This window comes from Bacteriovorax sp. BAL6_X, from assembly GCF_000443995.1.
In the GTDB taxonomy this organism is placed as follows: Bacteria; Bdellovibrionota; Bacteriovoracia; order Bacteriovoracales; family Bacteriovoracaceae; genus Halobacteriovorax_A.
Map to the genome: position 1 here is coordinate 434,520 of NZ_AUMC01000006.1, position 23,279 is coordinate 457,798.

The 23,279-nt window shown below is 35.7% G+C and carries 27 protein-coding genes; 10 read left to right on the forward strand and 17 right to left on the reverse strand.

The features are described 5' to 3' along the window. Nucleotides 1-303 precede the first annotated feature (303 nt). Together M902_RS06290 and M902_RS06295 are read right to left on the reverse strand one after the other, a co-directional pair. The gene (locus M902_RS06290; RefSeq protein WP_021266581.1) at nt 304-624 is read right to left on the reverse strand and encodes a hypothetical protein; all 321 of its coding nucleotides are present in this window, start codon (nt 622-624) and stop codon (nt 304-306) included. Between the two features lie 109 nt (nt 625-733). Then, a complete protein-coding gene (locus M902_RS06295) occupies nt 734-1,348 on the reverse strand; it encodes a Crp/Fnr family transcriptional regulator (protein WP_021266656.1) in 615 nt (204 codons plus the stop codon). A 117-nt stretch (nt 1,349-1,465) separates the two neighbouring features. Between M902_RS06295 and M902_RS06300 the strand changes: the two genes are divergently transcribed. The 3 genes from M902_RS06300 to M902_RS06310 all read left to right on the forward strand — a co-directional run bounded on the left by M902_RS06300 (nt 1,466) and on the right by M902_RS06310 (nt 3,714). Further along, entirely contained in the window at nt 1,466-1,873 is a 408-nt protein-coding gene (locus M902_RS06300; RefSeq protein ID WP_021266680.1) for a YeeE/YedE family protein, read from the forward strand. Beyond that, nucleotides 1,873-2,289 (forward strand): YeeE/YedE family protein, encoded by a 417-nt coding sequence (locus M902_RS06305; RefSeq protein WP_021266614.1) that lies wholly within the window; start codon nt 1,873-1,875, stop codon nt 2,287-2,289. The genes M902_RS06300 and M902_RS06305 overlap by 1 nt, the downstream gene beginning before the upstream one ends. 78 nt (nt 2,290-2,367) lie before the next feature. Next, a complete protein-coding gene (locus M902_RS06310; protein ID WP_021266872.1) occupies nt 2,368-3,714 on the forward strand; it encodes a HAMP domain-containing sensor histidine kinase in 1,347 nt (448 codons plus the stop codon). 735 nt (nt 3,715-4,449) lie between these two features. Here the strand turns inward: M902_RS06310 and M902_RS06320 are convergent. The 3 genes from M902_RS06320 to bfr all read right to left on the reverse strand — a co-directional run bounded on the left by M902_RS06320 (nt 4,450) and on the right by bfr (nt 7,137). Next, nucleotides 4,450-4,890, reverse strand: a complete 441-nt coding sequence (locus M902_RS06320; protein WP_021266804.1) for a hypothetical protein — start codon at nt 4,888-4,890, stop codon at nt 4,450-4,452. Beyond that, a complete protein-coding gene (locus M902_RS06325) occupies nt 4,890-6,581 on the reverse strand; it encodes a FecR domain-containing protein (RefSeq protein WP_021266963.1) in 1,692 nt (563 codons plus the stop codon). The genes M902_RS06320 and M902_RS06325 overlap by 1 nt, the downstream gene beginning before the upstream one ends. A gap of 79 nt (nt 6,582-6,660) precedes the next feature. Then, complete coding sequence (gene bfr / locus M902_RS06330; RefSeq protein WP_021266573.1) at nt 6,661-7,137, reverse strand: bacterioferritin; 477 nt, start codon at nt 7,135-7,137, stop codon at nt 6,661-6,663. A gap of 130 nt (nt 7,138-7,267) precedes the next feature. Here bfr and M902_RS06335 point away from each other — a divergent pair, with 130 nt between their 5' ends. Next, nucleotides 7,268-7,501, forward strand: a complete 234-nt coding sequence (locus M902_RS06335) for a hypothetical protein (protein ID WP_021267086.1) — start codon at nt 7,268-7,270, stop codon at nt 7,499-7,501. 72 nt (nt 7,502-7,573) lie between these two features. On the opposite strand, the gene phnE is transcribed toward M902_RS06335, so the two are convergent. Genes phnE through M902_RS06350 form a run of 3 tightly spaced genes read right to left on the reverse strand, consistent with a single transcriptional unit; the run spans nt 7,574 to nt 10,400 of the window. Further along, nucleotides 7,574-8,668: a phosphonate ABC transporter, permease protein PhnE gene (phnE, locus tag M902_RS15815; RefSeq protein WP_021266839.1), complete on the reverse strand. Its 1,095-nt coding sequence runs from the start codon at nt 8,666-8,668 to the stop codon at nt 7,574-7,576. A 24-nt stretch (nt 8,669-8,692) separates the two neighbouring features. Beyond that, the gene (gene phnC, locus M902_RS06345) at nt 8,693-9,454 is read right to left on the reverse strand and encodes a phosphonate ABC transporter ATP-binding protein (protein WP_021266890.1); all 762 of its coding nucleotides are present in this window, start codon (nt 9,452-9,454) and stop codon (nt 8,693-8,695) included. 28 nt (nt 9,455-9,482) lie between these two features. Continuing rightward, nucleotides 9,483-10,400: a phosphate/phosphite/phosphonate ABC transporter substrate-binding protein gene (locus M902_RS06350; RefSeq protein WP_021266953.1), complete on the reverse strand. Its 918-nt coding sequence runs from the start codon at nt 10,398-10,400 to the stop codon at nt 9,483-9,485. Nucleotides 10,401-10,621: 221 nt separating this feature from the next. Between M902_RS06350 and M902_RS06355 the strand changes: the two genes are divergently transcribed. After that, nucleotides 10,622-10,882: a hypothetical protein gene (locus M902_RS06355; RefSeq protein WP_040314210.1), complete on the forward strand. Its 261-nt coding sequence runs from the start codon at nt 10,622-10,624 to the stop codon at nt 10,880-10,882. Between the two features lie 14 nt (nt 10,883-10,896). Here the strand turns inward: M902_RS06355 and M902_RS06360 are convergent, their stop codons facing one another. After that, nucleotides 10,897-12,345, reverse strand: coding sequence for a hypothetical protein (locus M902_RS06360; RefSeq protein ID WP_040314212.1), 1,449 nt, complete (start codon nt 12,343-12,345; stop codon nt 10,897-10,899). Here M902_RS06360 and M902_RS06365 point away from each other — a divergent pair. Then, complete coding sequence (locus M902_RS06365) at nt 12,344-12,589, forward strand: hypothetical protein (protein ID WP_021266555.1); 246 nt, start codon at nt 12,344-12,346, stop codon at nt 12,587-12,589. The two genes, M902_RS06360 and M902_RS06365, sit on opposite strands and share 2 nt — an antisense overlap. On the opposite strand, the gene M902_RS06370 is transcribed toward M902_RS06365, so the two are convergent. Continuing rightward, on the reverse strand, nt 12,552-13,673 hold the full coding sequence (locus M902_RS06370) for a phosphatase domain-containing protein (RefSeq protein ID WP_021267056.1): 1,122 nt from the start codon (nt 13,671-13,673) through the stop codon (nt 12,552-12,554). The genes M902_RS06365 and M902_RS06370 overlap by 38 nt on opposite strands. Before the next feature lie 55 nt (nt 13,674-13,728). On the opposite strand from M902_RS06370, the gene M902_RS15820 reads away from it, so the two are divergent. Beyond that, on the forward strand, nt 13,729-14,436 hold the full coding sequence (locus M902_RS15820) for an MgtC/SapB family protein (protein ID WP_021266796.1): 708 nt from the start codon (nt 13,729-13,731) through the stop codon (nt 14,434-14,436). A 3-nt stretch (nt 14,437-14,439) separates the two neighbouring features. On the opposite strand, the gene M902_RS06380 is transcribed toward M902_RS15820, so the two are convergent. The 3 genes from M902_RS06380 to M902_RS06390 are packed head-to-tail and all read right to left on the reverse strand — an operon-like array spanning nt 14,440 to nt 16,236. Further along, nucleotides 14,440-15,615, reverse strand: a complete 1,176-nt coding sequence (locus tag M902_RS06380; protein ID WP_021266756.1) for an Hsp20 family protein — start codon at nt 15,613-15,615, stop codon at nt 14,440-14,442. After that, complete coding sequence (locus tag M902_RS06385) at nt 15,612-15,953, reverse strand: hypothetical protein (RefSeq protein ID WP_021266819.1); 342 nt, start codon at nt 15,951-15,953, stop codon at nt 15,612-15,614. Before M902_RS06385 ends, M902_RS06380 begins: the two co-directional genes overlap by 4 nt. Next, nucleotides 15,931-16,236, reverse strand: a complete 306-nt coding sequence (locus M902_RS06390; protein WP_021266898.1) for a hypothetical protein — start codon at nt 16,234-16,236, stop codon at nt 15,931-15,933. The genes M902_RS06385 and M902_RS06390 overlap by 23 nt, the downstream gene beginning before the upstream one ends. Before the next feature lie 251 nt (nt 16,237-16,487). Here M902_RS06390 and M902_RS06395 point away from each other — a divergent pair, with 251 nt between their 5' ends. Further along, nucleotides 16,488-17,405 carry a hypothetical protein gene (locus M902_RS06395; RefSeq protein ID WP_021266965.1) on the forward strand — a complete coding sequence of 306 codons (918 nt, stop codon included), beginning with the start codon at nt 16,488-16,490 and terminating at the stop codon, nt 17,403-17,405. A 16-nt stretch (nt 17,406-17,421) separates the two neighbouring features. Further along, nucleotides 17,422-18,291, forward strand: a complete 870-nt coding sequence (locus tag M902_RS06400) for a hypothetical protein (RefSeq protein ID WP_021267109.1) — start codon at nt 17,422-17,424, stop codon at nt 18,289-18,291. A 19-nt stretch (nt 18,292-18,310) separates the two neighbouring features. Here the strand turns inward: M902_RS06400 and M902_RS06405 are convergent, their stop codons facing one another. Further along, complete coding sequence (locus tag M902_RS06405; protein ID WP_021266867.1) at nt 18,311-18,976, reverse strand: hypothetical protein; 666 nt, start codon at nt 18,974-18,976, stop codon at nt 18,311-18,313. Nucleotides 18,977-19,073: 97 nt separating this feature from the next. Between M902_RS06405 and M902_RS06410 the strand changes: the two genes are divergently transcribed. Continuing rightward, nucleotides 19,074-20,309 (forward strand): hypothetical protein, encoded by a 1,236-nt coding sequence (locus M902_RS06410; protein WP_021266699.1) that lies wholly within the window; start codon nt 19,074-19,076, stop codon nt 20,307-20,309. On the opposite strand, the gene M902_RS06415 is transcribed toward M902_RS06410, so the two are convergent. The 3 genes from M902_RS06415 to M902_RS06425 form a co-directional block, all read right to left on the reverse strand. After that, a complete protein-coding gene (locus M902_RS06415) occupies nt 20,306-20,851 on the reverse strand; it encodes a hypothetical protein (RefSeq protein WP_021266779.1) in 546 nt (181 codons plus the stop codon). The genes M902_RS06410 and M902_RS06415 overlap by 4 nt on opposite strands. 10 nt (nt 20,852-20,861) lie before the next feature. After that, nucleotides 20,862-21,617, reverse strand: coding sequence for a slipin family protein (locus M902_RS06420; protein WP_021266666.1), 756 nt, complete (start codon nt 21,615-21,617; stop codon nt 20,862-20,864). Between the two features lie 311 nt (nt 21,618-21,928). Further along, nucleotides 21,929-23,263 carry a nodulation protein NfeD gene (locus M902_RS06425; protein WP_021267119.1) on the reverse strand — a complete coding sequence of 445 codons (1,335 nt, stop codon included), beginning with the start codon at nt 23,261-23,263 and terminating at the stop codon, nt 21,929-21,931. Nucleotides 23,264-23,279 lie beyond the last annotated feature (16 nt).

Sequence of the window (23,279 nt, forward strand, 5' to 3'; positions counted from 1 at the left end):
GACTTACCGCTGTATTTCTTTAGTATTTAAACATTTGACGTATAAATTACTAAATTCAGCTACTTATATCGGCTTTTCAGAGATATTATTGAATTTGCTGGCAATTTTTTGTGGAGTTTTAAAAAAATGAAATGTAATTTCAGTATGTTACAAAGTTAGTTGGCTTAACTAAATATTTTTACATTCATTAATTTAATGGCTTTCTTAAGGATTTCTTGAGGTTTGTACTTAATATTTATTTAGCTAATTGAGAGGCCCAACTAAAAGTTAGGCCTATTATTTTTTTAAAATTGATTGCTACGGTTATTCAGCGGCAAAGTGGCCAATGTAATCAATCGAACATGTATCTGGGTTAACAGCTACTGCAGCATTGAACCAACCTGAGTGCTCTGAACCGATTGCCGAGTAGATAAGCTTGTCTTCATTGAATTGTGCTAGCTTATTTCCTCTATCATTTAGAAGCTCCGTACCTTCTGTTAGGTACATTAGGTATCTTACTTGAAGTGGACGATCCGCTCTAATTTTTCTTTCAAGTTTCTTGCTTACAATATTGTCACAAGCGATCACATTTGAATTAATTGCTAAAAATGAGATAAGTGATAAAAGTGTCATTACTAATTTCATAAGTTGGCCTTTGTGTGGGTTTTAGTTGGCCGCATCCTATCTAAGCAATGTTATATAGACAAGCTTGCGCTGCCTTAAATGTAAAAATTGCTATGAAATTAACAAGATCTTAATAATTCTCAATAGAGTATTTTAGAAGTTTTTGCTCGTCTATAATTTCGATACTTCTGCCACTTTTAGTTATTAAACCTGCTAATTCTAGCTCCTTTAAGATTCTTGTAACACTCTCAAAAGTTGAAACTGCAAAATCTGCAACTTCTTTGCGAGTCCAATGATGTTCCGGGTGCTTAAGTTTTAAATAGACTAGTGCTTCTACAATTCTTGCCTTGGCCGATTTATCTGCCATTCTCGCAAGTCTTCTTTCTGCATTGCCTAGCTCCCTTGCAAGAATTTTCGTCATATTCTTAAGTAGATCTGGGCTTTGAAGACAAATTTTGTCACATTGTTTACGATCAATAAGCATTAATTTTGATTTTGTGAGGCTAATTGAATTGGCGTGATAAGGTTCTTCTAAAAAGTATGAACGATGCCCGAAGATCTCTCCTGGGCCATAGACTCTTAAAAAGCTCTCTTTACCATTTTCGCTATTATAATAAAGTCCAATAATTCCCTCTTCAACAATATAGAGGAACTGAGGGGCTTCTAATTCTCTGTAAATGGCCTGGCCTTTTTGGTACTGACGAAAAATAGGCCGTTCAATATTATTTAAGATTTCCTTTATCATATTTTTCCAAATTTGATGGGCATCAATGTTAGTTTATAATCATTATATATAATTAATTAAATTATGTAAGTCTTTGAACTATTGTAAAGGACTGATTTTCAACAAAAAGGTAAGTGTATGACTAACTCTCTATGGCCACTATTTGGCGGGATTTTAATCGGAACTTCTGCCGCTCTTTTACTCTATTTTAATGGGCGTGTTGCAGGGATTTCTGGAATACTTTTCAATTGTCATAAGAAAAATGACGGTGGTCATTGGCGAATCTTTTTTATTCTTGGGCTTTTACTAGGTGGACTTGTGGTTAAATTGGTGGGGCCAAGTTTTTTAGATTATTCTCTCAATCTTTCATATACTAAGGCCATCATTGCTGGCCTATTTGTCGGTGCAGGAACACATTTGGGTTCAGGTTGTACAAGTGGGCACGGTGTATGTGGACTTTCACGTTTCTCAATGCGATCGCTGGTTGCAACAATCACTTTTATGGCCGTAGCTATCGCTGTTGTCTCTTTAATGGGGTTATTATAATGAAAAAGTTTACAAGTTTAATTTCAGGAATGATATTTGGCATTGGTTTAACTATTTCAGGGATGGTGAATCCAAAAAAAGTCATTGGTTTCCTAGATATCTTCTCTCTACAGGGAGGATGGGATGCATCTCTTGCCTTTGTAATGGGGGGGGCCGTTGTTATTGGTATTTTTGCCACTAAGTATATTACTAAGCGTGAAACTCCTATTTTTGATGTCAAATTTCACTTACCAACTAAGATGAAGATCGATAAGAGACTAGTATCAGGTGCAGTTCTGTTTGGAGTTGGTTGGGGGATTGCAGGGATTTGTCCTGGACCGGCCATTGTAAATCTGATTAATATTTCTGCTCCAATAGTTATATTTGTAATTGCAATGTTTGCGGGCTCTCAAATCTCTAAGAAATTAGCTCCCTAATGGAGTCTTCTAAGATAATTCTTATATGTGTCAACTAGTCTTATTGACTAGGGCACATAAAATTATTACTCTTATCTAATGTATGAATATTTACATCAATTTTCGCTTAATTTTTGGCTGGCATTTGGCTATATTCTGATTGCCCTTGGAGCTGCGACTTATTTAATCTCATTAGGTGTAACAAGTATTCATCTTAATCGACTAAGCCAAAATGCTCAGTCTTCTCCTATTAAAACAGTTGTGATGTGCTTTTCTCAAGCAGCTGTTTGCTTAATTATTGTTACTAATTTCTTTTTTCCTCTATATTCGATTTACAAAGTACCTTTAACATTGGTGATGTTTATTTTCACCTATACTGCTAGATACTATTATTGGCATAACCTTTCAGAAGTATTTAACGAGAATAAAACTTTGAGAGTTATCTATAATGCTATTGTATTGGGGGCCATTGGTTGTTGCCTCATTCATCTATTTTGGTTCTTTATGAAAGGGCCGGGACCTTGTTGTCTTGGGGAACAATTTGTTAAAAACCCTGCTTCAAATTATATCTTAAAGGTACAGATACCTTATCTAATGAATGATAGTTTTACTACTTTTGTGAAGTTTTTTACAATTTCAGTATCGCTTGTCTATATTCGTTTTTTTATAGTCTCATTAAAATCTCGCGACTACCTCATGATACTTGGTCTCTTCCTCAGTGTTTTAAATATTTTCTATACGACGAGCTATCATGCCTTTGGATTTAAATATTGGATACCTCTCTACTTTGTAGTGGACTTATTAGAGTATACAAGGTTACAGCAATTGGAGGTATCTCATTTTGCGAAAAAACTTAAAGAGCAAAAGCAATCATATAATTCTATGATTCATGACTTATCGAATCCATTACAATTTACAAACCTACGTTTACAAAGGCTTAAGCGAGAAGCCCCTTTAAGTGAATCCAAAGAAGTAAAGGCCATTTATGAAGGGACAAAAAGTGCTATCGATATTTTAAATAATTATAAAAATCTAGGCTCGAATGACTCTTTGATTTCGGATGTTGTTGAAGAAGTAATTTCAATTTTTCCCGACGCTAATATTATCTATACAAGGCCATTTAAAGAGGTGAGTGTTAATAAGGGGATCATTAAAAACTCATTGCTGAACTTGATAAAGAATTCACACGAGGCACTACGAGAAGATCTAGAGTGGATTAAAATTATAATTAACAACGTTGAAGATCGTCTTGTTATTAAGATAATCGATAACGGCAAATTTGTTGATTTCAAATCCCCTGAGTTGGCCTTTGAGTTTGGTGCGTCTAGTAAAGGTGACAAGAGGGGAGTAGGCCTTTATTCAATCAAGAAAGAAATTGAAAACTTAAATGGTAAATTGAAATTAGATAATGAAGAATCTTTCACCTGTTTTACAATAGAGATTTAAAATGATGTTTGAAATGAGCTTAAATCACAGTATTGTAAAATTAATTCCTGCTATTTATAGTATATTCACTTTTATTATAGGGCTCAGTTTTCTTTTTCTAAGCTTAAGTACTTTACGTTTAAGACATATATATAAATCGTCTCTAAAGGTAGAGAGAATGCTTTTTTGTCAGGCCATTATTTGCTTTTTAGTTAGCTCTCTTATATTTGTTCCGTACTATTCAGATTATAAAGTTGGCGTCACTTTATTGGTCTTTCTCTTGCTTTTTTTGGCACGCTTTGAGTTATGGAAAATTTTAAGTAAGGTTTTAGAAGAGCATAAACTCCTTAGGATAATGTATAAAATTGTTGTCTACTTGGCGATATTCATTTTTGGTATCCACTATATACTTTACTTAGTGGAGGGAAGTGGCTCGTGTTGTATAAGTGATGATGTCATCTCCAAAACAACTAATGAGTTAACTAAACTAATCCTACCCTTTAATATGAGTAAGCTTTTAACTGCTTCTTATCAAATTGTTGCCTTTCTTAGTTTATTAATTTATATACGTTTTGCTTTTCTAGCATATAAAAAGGTCGACAAATTTCTATTTGCCGGCCTAATGATTAATATCTTTTATTATTCGTATTTCTTCTTAAATTTTTTAGTCGTCCATAATTATTGGATACCAATATTCTATCTTGCAGATTTCGTCATCTATTTGAGGTTGATGAGATTTACTCGAAAAAAGTTTGCTTAGTCACACTTTCCAAGTTCAAAATTAATTGTACCGTAGCCATTAACACACGATGAACAATCCATTTTTGCCTTAACTTGATCTCCTGGAGCTATTCCAAAGTTAGCACCTCCCCCTGGGAAGCCAACAGGAGTACCCATTGGAGTGTCGTTTAAGACTACTTCAAAGGTTGCACCTGAGACGTCCCCTGACTTCATATCAACATATATATTTTCTATGCACCAGTATTGAGATGAATTAAAACCTTCGACATCAGTTGCATTTGTACCAACTTGATTTTGAATTCCGAAATACCAAGATAAAGTTGAATCAGCATTAAAAAATTCAAAAGAGATGACGGCCCTATTGTTATTTTCAAAAAGGTAGGCATTTCCATCTGCGTCAGTTTTAAAGCATGAAGATAATCCTAGTAGTGTTGTAATTAGTAGTAGCGCTCTCATTAAAACTCCATTTCATATAAGACGCTAAAGTCTTTATTTTTAACAATGATATCTTTTGCGATATATTCGCGGTGTAAGAAATTGAATAAGACAGCAGTTGATTTAGATAGGTGTCTTCTTGCACCAAGTTCAAAGCCTTTTCCTGAGTAAATAGCAACATTAGGGTGACTAGAGTCAACAATATATGAGCGGTATCCCGTTAAGAAACTCCAATTGTCACTGTAATCATACTCAGCTCCAAATTTTATATAGGGTGCAAACTGCGTTCTTTGATCCATTACTGGAGTAAGGCTATTTTCAAATCGAGCTGTTAGAAACATTTCATTGTTTAAGAAAAAACCAGTAGTAACTCTAAAGCGGTTATTTAATCGGTAGTATGCTTGAACTCCTAACTCAAAAGTTAAAATGTCGTCATCCATATCTTCTGCTTCAAGGTCTCCGCGGTCCATGAAGTAGGCATGAATACCAAGAATATACTCAAGGAATAATTGTTGATTTAAAACATGACGGTAGTGACCAATAAGATCGGCCCCAAGGCCGCCATAATTATCGGCATCGCTTCCATTGTTATTTTCCATATTGGCGTAGTTCATTTGTTTAATACTTAATCCAGTTTTAAGTCCCCAGGAATTTTTCATCCCTGCTAGCCTAGCTGGTCCAGCGCTTGGCCCATGATCAACAACTTCATGGCCTTGAACTTCTTTGTATTCAATTTTCTCATTAAGTTTTTTTACAACTTCTTTCGTTTCTTCGTCTTGCTTTTTTGCGACAAATCCCTTCTTCTTATCAAGCTCTATTCCTTTAGCAGCAACAAATTGTCCCGTATTCTTATCGACACTACCAATGTTGAGTGTTTCATCTTGAATCGCAGGAATAAAGATAGCTGATTCAAGGTCGACGATAGCACCGTTTTTTGGAACTTCATCAGTATCGATATCATTTCCATAGAGCTTAGAGATTTCTTTCTTACTTAAATCTTTACTACTAGCAAGTTGAATATCGCTCCTTTTAACACTTTCAAGATTTTCGTTCTTATCAAGTGCAATTAACTGATTTGGATTTACTTTCTGTGGTGGGATTTCGTCGTATAGGTGAGCGTACGTTGTCGAGGCCGTACCTTTTTTTACGATTGTTACATCATCACGGTCGACATTATCTTTAACTGTTTTTTCTGGATCTATACTTTCGCTATTGATCTTTTTAACAGCAACCTCACCCTCGAGTGTCACAACTGATGTGGCCTGATTTTCCTGACTTACCACCGTAACAAACTCTGTTCCACGTACACCTAAGGCCATGGTCTTTGTCTTTACATAAGCTTTGTTAAAGGCACTATGTCCTTTTGATTTTTTTGCTGGGACAATCTTTGAACGCATTTTCCCATTTAAAACCTGAATAATACTTCCAGCTTTCTTTTCGATTTTCGTAAGTTCAATTTTTGAATTTGGCCCAACGACGATATAACTACCATCTTCTAGAATTTCGATCTTCACAAAAGAGCGCAACCTCGTGACAATTGAAGTATTTTCTTTAAGAAGTTGACCTTTCTTTATCCAGCTTGCCTGCATGGCACCTGGAGGAAGCTGAGAAACTTTTCCTCGAATGTTGACGACCTTAGCGAAGGCCGCAATTGCGTTTGCTTGAAAAAGGCTAAGTGGTATTAAAATGAGTGATAATTTAAGTAGATTCATAAAAGTAAACATCCGTGTTTAATTAATTTACTTAATTATAAATAAAAAACAGGTGAATGTTTACTTTTTTTTACTTTCTTTAAACAGATTCAGATGCAGTCTGTAGATAATTTTGTAAACCAATTTTATCAATTAGTGAAAGTTGAGTTTCTAGCCAATCAATATGATCATTTTCAGTATCTGAAAGAAGCTCTAAAAGTATATCTCTTGAGACATAGTCATTAACTGATTCACATATAGCAATTGCCTCTCGGAGTAATTTACTATTTTCAACTTCATATTGAAGTTCGTCTGATATTAACTGCTTCACATCGCGACTTGGCTTATACGGAAGGCGAGTCCCTAGTTCTGGTAGCCCTTCTAGAAAAATAATTCTTTCAATTAGCTTTGTTGCATGGATTGTTTCATCATCTTTTTCATGATCAATACGCTCAAAAAGCTTAGTTAGGCCCATATCTTGGAAAAGGCGTGAGTGAAGGAAGTAGAGATCGATGGCCGATAGCTCTTGCGTTAGTAACTTATTAAAAATATTGATAACATCTTGATTTCCCTTCATTTTTTCTCCTTTCATAAAGCATACATGAAAGGTGACTTTTTTTAAATACAATAATAGTTGATTAAGATGCTAAAGTTATTCTTAATAATATCCGATAAAAACACTACGTAATTTGGACGTAGGAGGAATTATGAAAAAGTTAATGGCCATGGCCGTATTAGGGCTAACGCTCGTTTCTTGTGGGTCATCCCCCCAGCGAGATATTGCCTCAGTTGATGGTGCTTGTTCACTGCAAAAGCATCCAGCAAAGAATCATTATCGTATCTTGATTAATGAGAAACCTCATAGCCAGTATTGGTATACAAAAGGTGATGCATTGAAAATTCAAGATTCATTCTCAAAAAAAGGAATGTGCGCTAACTAGAATAAATTATAATGGGAGAGAAATAAAAAAGGCCCGCGAATGCGGGCCTTCTTTTTATATAAACTAGTTATACTATTTGATAGCTTCTCTAATTTTAGAAGATAGCCAGTCCATTATCCATACAATCGCAGCAATTACGATTACTAGAAGACCAACTTCATTCCACTTTGCCAGACCTTGGTACTGCATTAGCATAGTACCAATACCACCTCCACCAACTAGACCAATAACTGTGGCCATACGAACGTTGATGTCCCAACGATAGATTGAGAAAGATAGGTATGGAAGAACGATTTGAGGAACAACACCAAACCAAATTACTTGGATAGGGTGAGCACCTGTTGCCATCATTGCTTCGATTGGTCCGTTTGAAACGTTTTCAATTTGCTCAGAGTATAGCTTTGATAGTGAAGATACTGAGTGAAGGCAAAGTGCCATCATACCTGCGAAAGGCCCGATTCCAACCCATACTGAGAAGATAATCGCCCATACTAGTGGCTCAATTGAACGCGAAACGTTTAAGAAGAATCTTACGACAGAGTAAACTGTCATTGTAAGTCGAGACCCATTCATAAGGTTTCTTGCTGCAAAGAATGCTAGAACAAATGCAATTGGAAGTGCAACTGCTGTCGCAATAAATGCCATGTAGATCGTTTCAATTGCTGCAAAAAGAGCTTCTTCAAAAATTGCAAAGTTTGGTGTTAGAAGCGCTGAAAAAATTCTCTTTGCACCAGTCATTCCTGATTCAGAAAGGAACTCATAAATTGAAATTTGTGAAACATAAATACTAGCAATAAATGTTAGTACTACAGTTGCAATAAGAACGAATGAGAACGGCTCTTTCATAAATAGAGTATTCTCATCTCTTTTCATTATTCCTGTAAGGCCACGTCCAAGAGACATTTTAGTTGTGTAAAGAGCTGCTGCTACTACAAAACCTGCTCCAAGAGCAATAAGTGGCTGGTTCCAAGTAAAATCAGGGTAGCGTAGACCAAGAATTAGTCTCTCCCATACGATCTTCCATGAAACAAGAATCATGTATGACCAAAGAAGAAAATCAATTAAGAAAGAAAAGAAATTCATCTTAACTTTATATGATGTGTACTCTTCTCTTGGTTTTGGTAAGTTATTAACTTGCGTATCTGCCGTTTGAGTCGTCGTTGTCATTATTTAATCCTATATCCAAAAAACTTAGTTAATTGTTACTTCTACAGCGTCTTCACCGTAGATTGTCTGGAACCATTCTTCGTTAATATCAAGTGGTTGACCTTCATAAATTAGCTTTCCACCTTTTAGAGCAACTACGCGTGAAGCGTATTCTCTAACAAGTGATAAGAAGTGAAGGTTACAGATAACAGTAACACCAAGTTCTTCGTTAACTTTCTTAAGGTATTGCATTACTGAGTGAGAAGTTGCAGGGTCAAGTGACGCTACAGGCTCATCGGCAAGAAGTACCTTAGGGTTTTGCATAAGAGCGCGAGCAATAGCAACACGTTGCTGTTGACCACCTGAAAGGTTGTCCGCACGTACGTTTTCTTTACCTTCAAGACCAACGATTTTGATGTATTCCATTGCTTTTTTCTTATCTTCTTCAGAGTAGATACCAAGTACTGACTTGATAACACCTGTTCTTGCAAGTGTTCCAGAAAGAACGTTTGTCATAACAGTTCTTCTTGGGATTAAGTTAAAGTGTTGGAAGATCATACCGATGTGTGAGCGAGCACTTCTCATTGCTGCACCCTTTAGTTTCGTGATGTCTTTTCCTTCGAAGATGATCTCACCACTTGTTACATCGTGAAGGCGGTTCATACATCTAAGCATTGTCGACTTACCTGAACCAGACAGACCGATAATAACAAGGAACTCACCCTTGTTAACGTTAAAGCTAACGTTGTTTAGAGCGTGGCATCCGTTAGGATAAACTTTGTTAACATTTTTAACTTCTAGAATCATTTCATTCTCTCTTTATTTTAAATAAAACCTATTTCTTGTTTAGTTGTTCTTCAAGATTGATATTTAATGTTTTAATTACGTTTCTTAGTCCATCGTAATCTGCATCAGTTGTATCAACTAGGCCACCGACACTGTAAATATTTTCGAATACATCTTTACCTTCTGGAGTAGAGATATATTTCTTAACGGCCGCAATAAATTTTTCAGTTACTTCTGCAGGAAGCTCTTTTCTAAATACGAATGGGTCGTTTGGAATTTTTTCTGTGATTTGAACGATTTTTACTTTTTCTTCGACATCTGGGAATTGAGTTTTTACACGAGAGCGTGCATCACGGATCGTTCCGTCTGAAGATGGAGCAGAGTAGTAAGTTGCACCAGCATCTACTTGTCTTTGGTATACCATCGTTACAACGTTATCATGCTTAATAGCAAAAGTTGTATTACCTGGTTTAACTTCATTTTCCATCATGATTTTAAGTGGAAACATATAACCTGATGTTGATGAAGGATCTGTGTAAGCGAACTTCTTTCCTTCTAGGTCTTTGATTGAGTTAATTCCGCTATCTACGTGAGCGATGATTTGCCCTTGGTAGTAGTCATGTCCATAACGAAGAACTTTTAGTTTAGCACTTGCTCCATACTTCTCATTTGCCATTAGGTAACCAAAAGAGTTCATAACTGCAATGTCAGCTCTTTTTGAACCAAATGATTCAACTACTGAAATGTAGTTTGTCGGGATACCTGTTTTGAAAAATAGGCCAGTCTCTTTTTCTAAGAATTTGATAAAGTGAACTGAGTTAGATGCAATTGTGTCTGCATCGACTGAAGGTGTGAAGTATAGTTTTACAGGATTGTCTTTACTTCCTAATTTCATATCTCTCTTACAAGAGATTCCTGTTGTTATTGCTAGTACTAAGCTCATTACCGCAACAATAGTGTGTTTCATTGGTTGTTCTCCTCGTATATTGAACCCTAATATATATAGAAACCTAAAAAAATCTAACATTTTGAAATTACGCTCTTTTAGCATGAATAAGACAGTTTTTTAATGTCAACCTAATCACAATTATAATTATCTTTAAAAACTGAATAATTTCAGTAATTTAGTAAAGGTAGTTTTTATAATATTTAATCTTTGTTTAATTTGATCAAGGTTATAATTGAAGCATGGCGTTAAATATCAAAAAACTCGAAATTCCTGTGCGTCCAACTGATCGATTAAGCTCAGATCAGACTCGCGTCAAAAGGTTACACAAGGGATGTGATGGCTCAAGAAATTTTGATGAGAGCGATAATGATAGCAAGCGTATGTCATTAATAAAAAGCTTCCTTGAAGAGCTGTATGAACGCAAATACTCTGTGAAAAAGAAACTCAAGGACAAGAAAGAAAAGGTAAATGAGGCCATTAGAAGATTAGATATTCTCTAGTTATTTCTGTGGCCCTATAATCCGGAGGTTGGACAAAAATCAAGATGGTTTGGCCTTAGTAAAGTTGTTTTCTTTAGGGCCTGGTGGGCCAATTTTCCAAGTTTTGATTCTGTAAAAATCACTCTTTTAAGTTCTCTGGGAGATTCTAATAAAATTATTTCTTCATTCATGAGAATCTGTAATCGTTGCATAAGTATTAATGCTAGATCCTTATGGTAAGGATCAAGGCTTGGATAGAGCTTAATAAGATTTTGATGAATATACTGTTGAGTTTCCCTGTGCGACTCAAAGATATACTGACAGGCCATAAATACTAGTTCAAGCTTGGCAATCAAAAATTTCTGGTTTCCCGATAATTTCTTAGCAAAGACAATGGCAAGTTGAAGCTGGTGATAACATTCTTCAGAATTATTGCTATTAAAGGCCACTTGAGCATGATTTAGATAATTCTTTATTGTAAAAATCTCTTTTATGGACTTTGATATCCTTGGCCTTTTTGTCGTAACTGACTGTCTCGATTGAAAAAGCTCACTGTAGTGAATTTGCTTAACTTCAAAGTTTTTTGAATCGATAAGAGAAAGGTAGATATCATTTGAATCAATCGTTAGTGCTGAAACAGTAGTTGGCCAATGCTTCTTTTTATAAGTTTCGAGATGATATTTAAAGGCGTCTTTTATTTTTCGTGATTTAGCGTCGCGAATATCTACTTCTTGGCCATCGATTGCGATGATTTTATAATTACCTAGAGAGTCTTTTATGTGAAACTCCCAATGAAAGACTAATTGCTGTCCTTTTAAAAATTTCTCAACTTCATTAATATCATTGAAGCCAAGTAAGATAACAAGTGCAAGGAAGCTAGCACTCATTCCAAGATAGTTAATTTTAAGAGCATCTCTTTGAACTAATTGAACACTTAGGCCGGCCTCATTTACACCACCATAAGTTGCAAATGGAGACATGAGATTTTGAATCACGATTGCTTCAAGATTTTCTTGCGTTTTGAAATGTACAAATCTTAGCTTGTCGTTAAAAGTTTCTTGAATAGGTGTATTGATTAACTGAATAGGAGAGTTATCTTCAAGGTGATGATCCTTAATTCCATCAAAGATTGCACTTGGATTATTTAAGTACTCATGCATAAAACTTAAGTAAAGAGCGTCCTTAGGACTAATACCAAGGCCTCTGGCATAGCTGTTAATTAGCTTATTGTATGAACTTTTATAGAGCTCTTGCGAATCTTCTTTTTCCTTTAAAAACGAACTTTGGTAGGCAAATACTTGACTGAAGAGCTTGTGGATGGCCCCTTTTAAGATATTTGGCCCAAAGTATGAACTTTCCTTCAGGTTGCTCCAGGCAAGATTTACGTCTTCCTTATCTAATGCGGCCAATTGATAAATTGATTCCTCTAAGTTGTCGAAGAGTTCTATGTATAACGGAGAATTTTCTTTAAATGGAGCGCTCATGACTAATATTTTAAGTTCACTTGTTAATCCTAGCAATCAAACTTTTATTGCCGTATGTGTTGCCTTATCAGGCTTAAGAGTGGCCATTGAGTTAACTCGATATTCACCAGCTAATTGGCCTATTTCAAAACAGTTTTCTAAAAATTTTGGTGAAGATTTCACACAAAGGTTTCACAAAGTTGGACTCTATATTTGTATTGGACAAATTATTCTGTGGGCGCCTGAGCTTCTATTTGCTTCTTAGAATCTTCATTAAGAAGGTTTCCGTCATATAACTCAATCTTTCCATGATAAGAATTAAATGGAGCACGAATATTAAGTTGTGACTCATTACCTTTCTTTCTTATGTAGATTTTTACTTCTTTATCAAGTCCGTGGTGTTTGACGTTATCTTTGATTTGGAAAATTTTATTTAAGAAGAGTCCGTTTTGACGGGCCGTAACCTTAAAGTCTTCTACGCGTTTTAGCTCATTCCATAGTTGTCTTGGTTCCACTCGTCCGGACATTAGTTCCGAAAATGTTAAATAGATTAGTGGATCAGACTCAAAATTATCACCCATTAAAACAACTGAAGATGGAATATCTGTCATATTTACAATATCAAGGAGGTGGCCAAGTTTATAGATTCCTTGTGTCTTGATATCTTTTGGAGTTAAATCATTTTCTAAGATCGAAAGAATACGACGATAGTCTTTTAAAAAGATACCTGCCGTAAAAATCTCATTAGCGTAAAGCCAATCGCGAATTGCATCTTCATAAAAGTGTGGAGATGCAGATAGAATAAATGGGTGGTAGCCCATTTCAATATATGATTTTAAAAGCTTTACAGAATTGTCTAGTGTTGGATAGTTCTTAAGAGGACTCGTAAGAGAATCGTAGATTTCACTAGGCTTAGAGTACTTTGTTTCAACTAATGTTTTATCAAAGTCACAAATAATGATCTTGCGATTATCCGTAATTTTTAATGGGATAAATGTCCCAAGGTGTAATTCAAGACCTGGGTATTTTGAAATCTCGTAGGCCTCAATCTTTGCTAAGCAATCTTTACAGTTTTTAGGAAGAGGAATTTTGGCAAGTAGGCCACCATATGAATCTGTTTCTAGGTTCTTTGTGAATAATTCCTTATTATTGTGATCAAGGGCCACTACTTTGATTTCGAATTCATAGGCCCTAAGTAACTTATATGCTTGAATAGGAAAACGTGCTTCAAATTTTTCAAAATCCTTATTCTTCGAATACAGGTTTTCACTCATTGTGAAGTCTGCCTTGATATTAAGGTAGTTATTCGTTTGAATTGCTAAAAAATTTACGGCCTTGGCCCTTTTCAACTTATAATTCCTTGTTAAAATAGACTTTAGTTTATTTTATTCCACAAGAGGTTATATGTATATTGAATTCATTGGAGAGCAACCAGTTTATATTTCGATGGGCATCAAAGTTGTTAGCTCAATCTTTCTAGGTGGCTTTATTGGATATGACCGTGAGCAGAAGATGAAGTCTGCTGGAATAAAGACAAATATGCTCATCTGCCTTGGGGCAGCGACATATACTTCTCTTAGTGTTTTGACCATGAGTGAGCATATGGGGACTGTGGCCGACCCCAATAGAATGGCCGCACAAATTGTAAGTGGGATAGGTTTCTTAGGTGCGGGTGCTATCATTCAAGGCCGTGGTAATGTTGTTGGAATGACGACTGCTGCAACTGTTTGGGTCGTTGCTGCTATTGGGATGACTGTTGGTTTTGGCTACCCTGTCATTGCTGCTTTGATTACAGTTTCTCTCTTTGCCGTACTGCGCTTGATTAACCCTGTTTATCGTATGCTTGAGTCGGATAAGGCAAAGCAAAATTACTATATTGAAGTACTTTCAAATGGCCGAAACCGTGGCCATGTTAAAGAAATTCTTTACTCTAGAGTAGAGGATATTGAGATAGTAAGTGAAGAAGTTCTCGATGCAGTTTCGGATGAAAGACTCCTAACTCTTAATGTTCAGCTACACCCACGTTGGGTTGCACCAATTAAGCGTGAAATTAAGACACTAATTCGTGTAAATAAGGTTGAATTTCATCAAAGAGATCGCGATATTTTATAAAAATTATCTTTTTGCAATACGATAGGTAAGAGTCGAAGTTTGTTCATCATAATTTCGACTTACCTTTCTTCCATCAAGAATTTCAGGGATATCAAATTGTTTCACAAGGCTTTCTGAACGTTTTGACTTAAATGTACTACCGTTTTCTTCAACTCTTTGATCAAACTTTCTGTTTTGTGTAACTGTAATACCACGTTCTTGAGCATTGATATGGATAGTTTCTTGTTCGTGCTTAGGCACTTCAATTGAAAAATAATAATAGTTTTGATCACTCTTGATAGTAGGCTCTAACTTTGTAATATTATAGAAGCTATCTTGTCCTCTATCTTGAATCGTTTCCTTGGCCTTTGTATAGTAGTTCTTAAGAGTATTAAGCTCTTGATCTATTTTTGTTTTAAGTCTTCCCATAAGCCCTTGATGTTCTTTTTGAAGGGCCGCATACTTTTGCTCAAAAGCATCCTTTCTACTTTTAACTGTATCTTCATGGAATGCCTTTTGTGATTTAAGCTCATTTTGTTGGAAGGCATCTGTTTGTGTTAGCTTTTGATAATGATCACTCTTTAGCTTAGACACCTCTTTGCGTTGCTCTTTTTCAAGATCTTTCACAGTTGTTGAATTTTCTTTAGAGAGCTTTTGAACACGTTGATCAAATTGCTTATTTATACGTTGAATAAAACCATCATTTCGAACTGAGATCTCATTTGCAAGGTTCTTAGCCTTTGCCGTCTCATCAATAATGAATTCTTCATTGTCATATTTTATCTTATTGGCCAGATCATTAACGGTATTAGTTGTGTCTTCAAGTTCATCGCGTCCTCTTTGATGAACATACTCTAATTGCTGTTGATAATTGTCTCTTATGGAGTCAATATTTGCATCAGCTTGAAGTTTGGCAAAATCCTCTTGCTTGGCAAATTGCTGGCCTGTTTTTTCAAGACTCTCTTTGATATCATTGAGTCTTGCCTCTTTATTATTGAGTGACTCGATTATAGCAACTTGATTCTGATCGCGTACTGAATCGAGTTTTTCTTCACCGATAACTCTTTGGTCATTTGCCATTTGATTATAATTTTTGCGGATTGACTCAATCTCTTGTTTCTTATCTTTAATAAGACGCTCGCGCTCATTTTTAAGCTTTAGATTCTGTTTCGCAAATTGGTTGCTATCTTCAATTCTCATAGAGCTGTATCAACTCCTTGCTCTAGCACTTGTGCTTCTTGTGGATTTGTCGTGTCCATGAGCTTTGCTAGGGGAGCATCACAAACTGGATCTCCTCCGGTGTGTCCCTTACACATCCAAGTGTTTAGGAGATTTACGCGAATAGAACGGTTTCCACCGTGGTATTTCACATAAGAATTTGGGTCTAATGTGGAGGTAATTACTACACTTGCTGGCCCTCTTGGATTTAGGCGTGAAGAAACCATGTATTGATAAACACGGTACTCAGCACTAGCGCTTACAGTGATTGCAATTGTTGCAACGGTGAAGAGTATTTTACTGAAGCTGTGGATTAGCATCTAAAATCTTTCCTTCGACCATTTCAACTAGGGCACGTGCCACGATGTATTGATCAATTTCTTCAAATGTTGAAAATAGTACACGTTGTTTTTCAAGATTGTTATGCGATGAGATTTTCTTGAGTAGAGACTTGGCCTTTAGGCGTTGTGCTTTAGTCATACGAACTTCTTCAAAATTACTTCCCATAGCAATGTCTTCAAATAATGGGAAATATCCATTTGCACCAAAGTCGATTAACCTTTTTATTGAATCATAACGTTTTAAAAATCCTAACTCGATCAACTCATTCCTCCTGAAATTCTCTAGAGATATTTTATAAATTTTAGGGCCCTTTTGGCAGACGGAATACATTTCCATTGATGCTATACGTATTTTCGGCCTAAATTATGAACGCGTATCAGCAAGTCATTGTTATTTTAAGCCAAGTTGAGTGATTTGGTAGGATATGCTCACATTGAAATTAAGAAAATATAAAGATACAATTAAGAGAGCGCTAAGAAGGCGTTACTTTTTATGAACAAGGAATGTTTTTGATGAATATCTTAACAGCTGCAACTCTTAGTATTTTATTTAATTTTTCAGCACTTGCCTTGGTGGATTATTCCCCGAAGTCTTCTGGTACAAATTCATATAATCCTGTTACGACGAAACCGAGTGCTCCTGTTAGAAGTGAGAGGGCCGTCTCTCGTGCGCAGGCACCAAGCTCTAGCTCTGATTTTTGGGCATTTCTTCCTGATTATTATGACTTCTCCCTAGGCTACGCTGCTAATAAATCTTTCTTTACTGATGAAAATATTAATTTTGTTAACTTCAATTTAAAGATGGGCTTTGCCCATGGGATCTTTCTGGATCTAGCTACGAGTGGTGCTCAGTCACTAGAAACTGCTGAGTTTGAACAGGCCAATTCTGGAGTAAAACTAGGTTTTAATTGGCTCGAGGTTGGAAATGATTACAATAAACTTATTATTGATTCTTACTTAGGAATGAGATTTAAAGGAAAGAGTGAATTTGCAACACAAAGAAATGATCGCATGCTAGGGATTACTACGGAAAAACGTTTTGGTGCGGCGGCTCTTGGTGTTGATTACGAAAGAATATTCGCTGACACTCTAGATACCGAAGAAGAGATGGCCATTGGCGATATTTCTCATATCAAAGCAAATCTAGGGATTATGGTTTCTCACGAGATTCAATTTCTTCTAACGTATGGTGAAGTAAAGGTTGCTGCTAGTGATTTCTTTACTGCTAATTCTTTGCTTTCTGATTTAAAATATTCATACTTAATGCCACAAATGTTTCTTCGTATGTCACGTTCTATTCGTTTAAATATGGGAGCAGGCTTTCAGGTAACTCGTCCTGACTCTTCTGTGTTAAATGAAACAGCAAAACTTTGGGACCTGCCAGTCTTATATGGTAATACGTTATTTGCAGGCCTTAATTTATCAATTTAAAAAATAGGATACGTCATTGTTAATTTCAGATAATATTTATTATTGTAAAAATTGTAAAAAAGTTGTTCCTTCAATTGAAGACTTACTCTTTGTTGAAGATGGATCAAACTTAAGCTTTTGTAGTGAAGCCTGTATTGAAAAGTTTTACTCACCACTTATAGACTACTTTGCTGGAAAGATTGAGAAGAAGAGAAAGGATCTCAATATTGTGGATGAGGCAGCTTTAGAGGCTTTAGAAAACCCAACTTTTGTTGATCGCGTTCTGCATAAGCCTGATGAGATCTGGCGTTTAGAAAATGACTTAAAAGAAGAAATCTTTACATTCATTTCTAAAGTTAATCACAACGGTGAAGATATCCATTTAATGGCCTTGTGCTTTGTCTTCAATCACACTCCTTCTTTTGTCTTGGCCCTTACGGCAACTTCTAATGATTACTTTGTACAAGACTTTCAAGTCGGAGAGGAAGTTGAATCCCTAGAAGATTACCACCGTGAAATTGAAGATAATTCGATTTTAGACCCTGAAGACTTTGAGCTTATTGAACTTAAAAAATCTAAGCTTCTTGCTGAAATGATGACTCATAGAAAAGAGTTTGATATTCCTTTCGAAGACTTTTCTCTTTATATGGATTACCTACGTCCGACGATAGAAACGTATGATGAGTTATATGAGTTTAAGGATGAAGATGGTGATGAGGCCTTTGCTTATTTTAAGGCCTTTGAGAAAAGTGGTGTAAGCTTTTTCTATATCGCTCTTTGTACTCGAATTGAAAAAGGTGAACAGAGCTTAATTGTTCCAATTATTTCTTTCCCTACAATTGATGGTGATCTGTCTAATTCATATAAGGCAGGCAAGCTCATTGATGGAAATAAGCTTGCCCATTAATTAAATTATTTTTTAATTTTTAGAATGATTTGTAGAAATACTGACCTAGAGACTTAAAGGCATCACAGTAAGTACGGTCGTTATAAAGATCAACATTAATTGAACACATAAAGTAAGCATCATAAGAGATTAGTTCACGGTTAAAAGGAGAAGGGAAATCATAAGTCTTTTCCTTCATGACCATTACACCATTTATTCTAAAGCCCTGATAGCGCCCATAATCACGATTCTTACTTAAGTTAAACAAAGAGATCGTACCTGAGCTATCGATATACTTACATTGAGCAGAACCTAGATAAATAGAATTTCCAGATGCTTGAGAAGTAGGGATGACACAAATTCTAGAATTTGAATCAGGGTTTTTAATTTGTACATAAACTTGAGTTTCGTTGGTACGAGACTGACAAATCGTATTTGGCCCTAAGTGCGAGTTTGAAGTATTTGAAAAACCTGTTTGGCCGTCTAGAGACCAGCTACAGTGAGCAATCGCACTAGGAATATTTGCATTTGAGCCATTAGAAGTTGAACTTCCTGAGTCATCAATATCGATAACTGAACCACCCGAACCAGTTCCTACGTTAGAACTTTGGCCGGAGCCGTTTGTATCATAGATTGAGCGCGTCTCTCTTGGAGCGACACACGATGTAAGGGCCATAATTGCTGTGATAAAAATTAGTCTTTTCATTCAATTCTCCGAATTTATCACTTAATTTATCGGTAATTTTGAAAAAATATTAACTTTTTCATGTAGTTTAATGGTCAGTTAACCGATAAATATCATAATGAAGAAGTTAATCTTCCTAGTGACCATTTTTGTTCTCGTAATATCAAGTGTTTATCTTGTTATTACGATGCCATATCGATTTTATTATACCTTCCAAGATGAAGGGATTCAATCGGACTACTTTATTGCCACTAATCGATATGGTTCGCTTTACAATGGGCTTTCTCCATATGAACAGTCTCGTGGTGTGACACCATTTTGGAAAAGTATCCATTTTCAAAATTTTCAATTTGATATTCCATTTGAGGATGTAAGGTTTAAAATTTTTCCAAGACCTAATATTTCTAAGATTCAGGCCCAACCTTATTTTGATATTGTCGACTATAAGAATAGGCGAGTGTTAAGTGTAAATGACTTTGAGATTGAAAAGTTTAATGTCGCAATACCAATGGATCCTATCTTTAACTTGCCTGTTATTACTCAGTTTATTAAGGCCTCAACGAATCAAGAAGTTTGGTTAGATATTTTAAATCTTAATATAAAGGTTAAAAAGCTCAGTCTGTTTAGCTACAAAGATATTAAGTATCTTCTAACAAATTATTCACCATCAAAATTAGGCTACTTTCTTTATATCTATAAGATGCGTGAGCAACTATTTGCTAAGGATGCAACTAGAATTGTACAAAATGGGCCCTTCCATATTATGCAGTTCTTTGATGATGCCAATAATATTGGAGTTCTAAAAAATTACTTCTATGAGAAAGGACGTATTTATCGTGTAACTATTCGTTATAGTAAGAATAACCCTGATCATAATGTTGTTCTTAATAAGCTCGTGAAAAACTTAAAACTCAATCTTTCTCGCGATGAAGAGAGTTCCCTTGCTATGTATAATGAGTTTAGAAAGCTCAAATATGAAAAGAGGTTTGAGTATAAGGGGATGGCCTTACTTTATAGTGCCTGGTCTCATGAGCTTGAAAATGAAGCTTTCTATCGTGAAATGATTTACTACCTTGAAAAAGGTGATTATAAGACGGCGCAATTATTTAGCCTTTATGATTTTGCCAAAAGAAAGTTTGGTAAAACTTTTTCAAGTCGTGATGAAGTTTTAAAAGATGACCTTAAGGCAAAAATCGAAATAGAGACGAAGAAAGAAAGAAAGAAGCAGGAGAGAGATCTTGCTGACTATCAAATATCTGGAGAAGTTGACTTTAAAGATGACGATGCCAAGCTTGATTACATTCTAAAAAATATCGAAGTTAAAGAAGAAAAAGACGACTTAAGCGAATACTAAGGGATTAGATCTTCAAAACTATCTGGGTGATGAAAGTTTGGTGAAGTGTCTGGGTGCTTATTTGAATAGTAATATGTTTTATCATCTTCACAAGATAAGACACATGTAGGGGATACGCGAAGATTTGAAAGGTCTTCAAAGTTATGGCCAAGTTTATTTAGTTCAAAACGACAATGAAGAGTGAAGAGTTCATCTTCTGATTTAATGACAATATTATCAATATTAATATCTGAGTATTCTGTTAGCTCTGATCGATATGAATTAAAGATGAAACAATTCCAGCTAGAGTCACTTCCAAAGTTAAATTCAAAATACTCACCATCAGTCTTATTAAGGATAAAAAATTCAAAACAAGTTTGTGTCCAAAGTCCAATAACTCGATTCATTTTGCCATTGTCACGTTGTATATAAATAGGAGAGAGATCCCCTTTTAAACAAAAGTGAAAATTAACATGGCCGTCAATGACCTTGATCTCGGCCGAAGCCTTTAGATCAAGATCATTTTCAGCAAATGGTATTAAGTTAAAGTATTTTGAAATCATAGTGATACTCTTAATTCCCCTTACCCATGATATTTGTTAAGAAATCTACTGGTAGAGGGAAGAATGTTGTTGATTTACCTTCGCCACTTGAGATCTCTTTCATTGTATCAAGGTAACGTAGAGTAATAGCATTAGGTGACTCGTTAAGTACCTTTGCTGCTTCTGCAAGTTTAAGGGCCGCATCAAATTCACCTTGTGCTGAAATAACTTTTGCACGCTTGTCTCTTTCAGCTTCAGCTTGTTTTGCCATCGCTCTTTGCATCTCAATTGGAAGGTCAATTGCTTTGACCTCTACTGTTGAAACCTTAATTCCCCACGGCTCAGTGTGTTCATCAAGAATTGTCTGCAGACGTGCATTAATTTGCTCACGCATTGATAGAATTTCATCAAGCTCGAATTGACCAATTACAGATCGTAGAGTTGTTTGGGCAATTTGACCTGTTGCTAGTAGATAGTTCTCTACCGCAATAACAGACTTCTCAGGGTCTTCTACTCTAAAGTAGACAACACCATTAACTTTAAGAGTCACGTTATCTTTTGAGATAATATCTTGCGAAGGAATATCCATCGTTACTGTTCTAAGATCAGCTTTTTGCATTTTTTCTAGGCCTGGGATAAGTAGAATTAGGCCAGGGCCTCTAACTGAAGTGAAGCGACCCAGAAAGAAGATAACACCACGTTCGTATTCTTTAAGAACTTTGACAGTGTTGAACAATAAAATTAGTAGTAGAATTATAAATGGTAAGTAAGGCGCGAAATTTATCATATATCCTCCGTTGAATTGACAAAAACTTTACATTTAACTGACTCTTAAAAAAGCTGAGAGTTTAATATTAATTTAAGAAAACTAAGGGGAGATTTTTAATAAACTCTCTCTCTTCCTTGTCAAAAATCAATCGTCCCTCAACGTCCCCTTAGTTTTTTCTTCTTATTTTCAATTATTTAAAGCCAAAAAAACTTTTTAATTTCTCTTCTTGCCCAGTCGATATCGCTCTTTGTTGGAAGATCGTTTTGACACATAGAAAAAATTAAACTCATTAATTGACGAAAAGATTTTCTTTGACTCATTTTATACCTCTATAGTTTTACTTGTAGTTTTAAGTTGTCTTTTTTGATGACCTGTACTTTATCACCAACTTTTAGCTTTGACATATCGCCAGTGGCCGTAAGTTGCCACAATTCTCCATTGTAGCGAGAAAAGACTTTGTCGCCATCAATATCTGTAATTGTGATCTCTACACCAGTGTATGGATCCTCAGGTCCTGAAAATATTCTCTTTCTAGACTTGTAAAAAACATAAGCAATCAGACCAATAAAGGCGAGTATTGCACCAATACTAGAAAAGAGAACAGTTGAAGAAATTTGTAGGTATGACTCCTCTGTTTGAAAAAGAAACATGGAGCCAAAAATTAAGCTGGCTATACCTGCGATAGTCAGTAGACCGAAGCTTGTAATATATATTTCTAGAATAAAGAGAATAAATGCCGCAATAATAAGTAGGAAGGCCCCTGTATTAAGGGAGAGTACATTAAAAGATATGCCTGCAATTAAGATGGCCACGGCCCCAATGCTTCCAGCGATAAATCCTCCTGGCGCTTGAAACTCGACATAGATCAGGGCCGCTCCTATGAGGAAAAGAATATAGGCCATATCAGGAGAGGCAAAGAAGCTTAAAAGTTTTTGCCCCAGAGTTTTTTCAAATGTTGTGAGAACGTAGTTATCAGCGATCTTAACTTTAAAAGGCCTATGATGAGAAATGTATGTCTTATTATTAATTGTACTAATAAGACCGCCCTTGCCCTGAATTTTATCAACAATTCCGTTGTGGACATTTTCCTTTAAGGCCTCTGTCTCTGTATAACTCTTTGCTTCAGTTATCATTTTTGTGAAGACCTTTTCATTCTTTCCAGTCGCTGAAGCTTGAGACTTTACGAGGGCAACAAGATCATTAACAATCTTATTTTTCATATCGCCTTCTTTGATATCTGAGGTTCCAGAAATTGGCGTGGCGGCACCGATACGCGTACCATCTGCCATATAAAGAATAGGGATACTACTTGCAATGATGGCCCCTGCACTCGTGGCCGATGCTGAGCTCGGGCCAATCCAGCCAATGACTAAATTTTTGCTATTAGCAATTAGGTGCATAATCTCTTTTGTGACACTAACCAGGCCTCCTGGTGTGTTTATCTTAATTAAGATGGCACTCTGACTTTGGCCTTCAATACTTTTAAATGCCATTTGAAGATAATTTAAAGTGGCCGGTGTGATGGCCTCTTCAATATTAACTGCAACGATAGAGTTGATATTAATCTCTTTAGTTTCTTTTGAGCTATCAGCTGCAACTGCGCTGAATGATGCTAAAAATAGGGTAAAGAGTGCTACAAAACTTGTAATGATACGCTTCTTCATATATGTTGACCTGCTT

Excerpts from the sequence above, each read along its gene's own strand:
- M902_RS06290 (WP_021266581.1), bottom strand. The coding sequence starts at position 624 with ATGAAATTAGTAATGACACTTTTATCACTTATCTCATTTTTAGCAATT.
- M902_RS06295 (WP_021266656.1), bottom strand. The coding sequence starts at position 1,348 with ATGATAAAGGAAATCTTAAATAATATTGAACGGCCTATTTTTCGTCAG.
- M902_RS06300 (WP_021266680.1), top strand. The coding sequence starts at position 1,466 with ATGACTAACTCTCTATGGCCACTATTTGGCGGGATTTTAATCGGAACT.
- M902_RS06305 (WP_021266614.1), top strand. The coding sequence starts at position 1,873 with ATGAAAAAGTTTACAAGTTTAATTTCAGGAATGATATTTGGCATTGGT.
- M902_RS06310 (WP_021266872.1), top strand. The coding sequence starts at position 2,368 with ATGTATGAATATTTACATCAATTTTCGCTTAATTTTTGGCTGGCATTT.
- M902_RS06320 (WP_021266804.1), bottom strand. The coding sequence starts at position 4,890 with ATGAGAGCGCTACTACTAATTACAACACTACTAGGATTATCTTCATGC.
- M902_RS06325 (WP_021266963.1), bottom strand. The coding sequence starts at position 6,581 with ATGAATCTACTTAAATTATCACTCATTTTAATACCACTTAGCCTTTTT.
- bfr (WP_021266573.1), bottom strand. The coding sequence starts at position 7,137 with ATGAAGGGAAATCAAGATGTTATCAATATTTTTAATAAGTTACTAACG.
- M902_RS06335 (WP_021267086.1), top strand. The coding sequence starts at position 7,268 with ATGAAAAAGTTAATGGCCATGGCCGTATTAGGGCTAACGCTCGTTTCT.
- phnE (WP_021266839.1), bottom strand. The coding sequence starts at position 8,668 with ATGACAACGACGACTCAAACGGCAGATACGCAAGTTAATAACTTACCA.
- phnC (WP_021266890.1), bottom strand. The coding sequence starts at position 9,454 with ATGATTCTAGAAGTTAAAAATGTTAACAAAGTTTATCCTAACGGATGC.
- M902_RS06350 (WP_021266953.1), bottom strand. The coding sequence starts at position 10,400 with ATGAAACACACTATTGTTGCGGTAATGAGCTTAGTACTAGCAATAACA.
- M902_RS06355 (WP_040314210.1), top strand. The coding sequence starts at position 10,622 with ATGGCGTTAAATATCAAAAAACTCGAAATTCCTGTGCGTCCAACTGAT.
- M902_RS06365 (WP_021266555.1), top strand. The coding sequence starts at position 12,344 with ATGACTAATATTTTAAGTTCACTTGTTAATCCTAGCAATCAAACTTTT.
- M902_RS06360 (WP_040314212.1), bottom strand. The coding sequence starts at position 12,345 with ATGAGCGCTCCATTTAAAGAAAATTCTCCGTTATACATAGAACTCTTC.
- M902_RS15820 (WP_021266796.1), top strand. The coding sequence starts at position 13,729 with ATGTATATTGAATTCATTGGAGAGCAACCAGTTTATATTTCGATGGGC.
- M902_RS06380 (WP_021266756.1), bottom strand. The coding sequence starts at position 15,615 with ATGAGAATTGAAGATAGCAACCAATTTGCGAAACAGAATCTAAAGCTT.
- M902_RS06385 (WP_021266819.1), bottom strand. The coding sequence starts at position 15,953 with ATGCTAATCCACAGCTTCAGTAAAATACTCTTCACCGTTGCAACAATT.
- M902_RS06395 (WP_021266965.1), top strand. The coding sequence starts at position 16,488 with ATGAATATCTTAACAGCTGCAACTCTTAGTATTTTATTTAATTTTTCA.
- M902_RS06405 (WP_021266867.1), bottom strand. The coding sequence starts at position 18,976 with ATGAAAAGACTAATTTTTATCACAGCAATTATGGCCCTTACATCGTGT.
- M902_RS06410 (WP_021266699.1), top strand. The coding sequence starts at position 19,074 with ATGAAGAAGTTAATCTTCCTAGTGACCATTTTTGTTCTCGTAATATCA.
- M902_RS06415 (WP_021266779.1), bottom strand. The coding sequence starts at position 20,851 with ATGATTTCAAAATACTTTAACTTAATACCATTTGCTGAAAATGATCTT.
- M902_RS06420 (WP_021266666.1), bottom strand. The coding sequence starts at position 21,617 with ATGATAAATTTCGCGCCTTACTTACCATTTATAATTCTACTACTAATT.
- M902_RS06425 (WP_021267119.1), bottom strand. The coding sequence starts at position 23,263 with ATGAAGAAGCGTATCATTACAAGTTTTGTAGCACTCTTTACCCTATTT.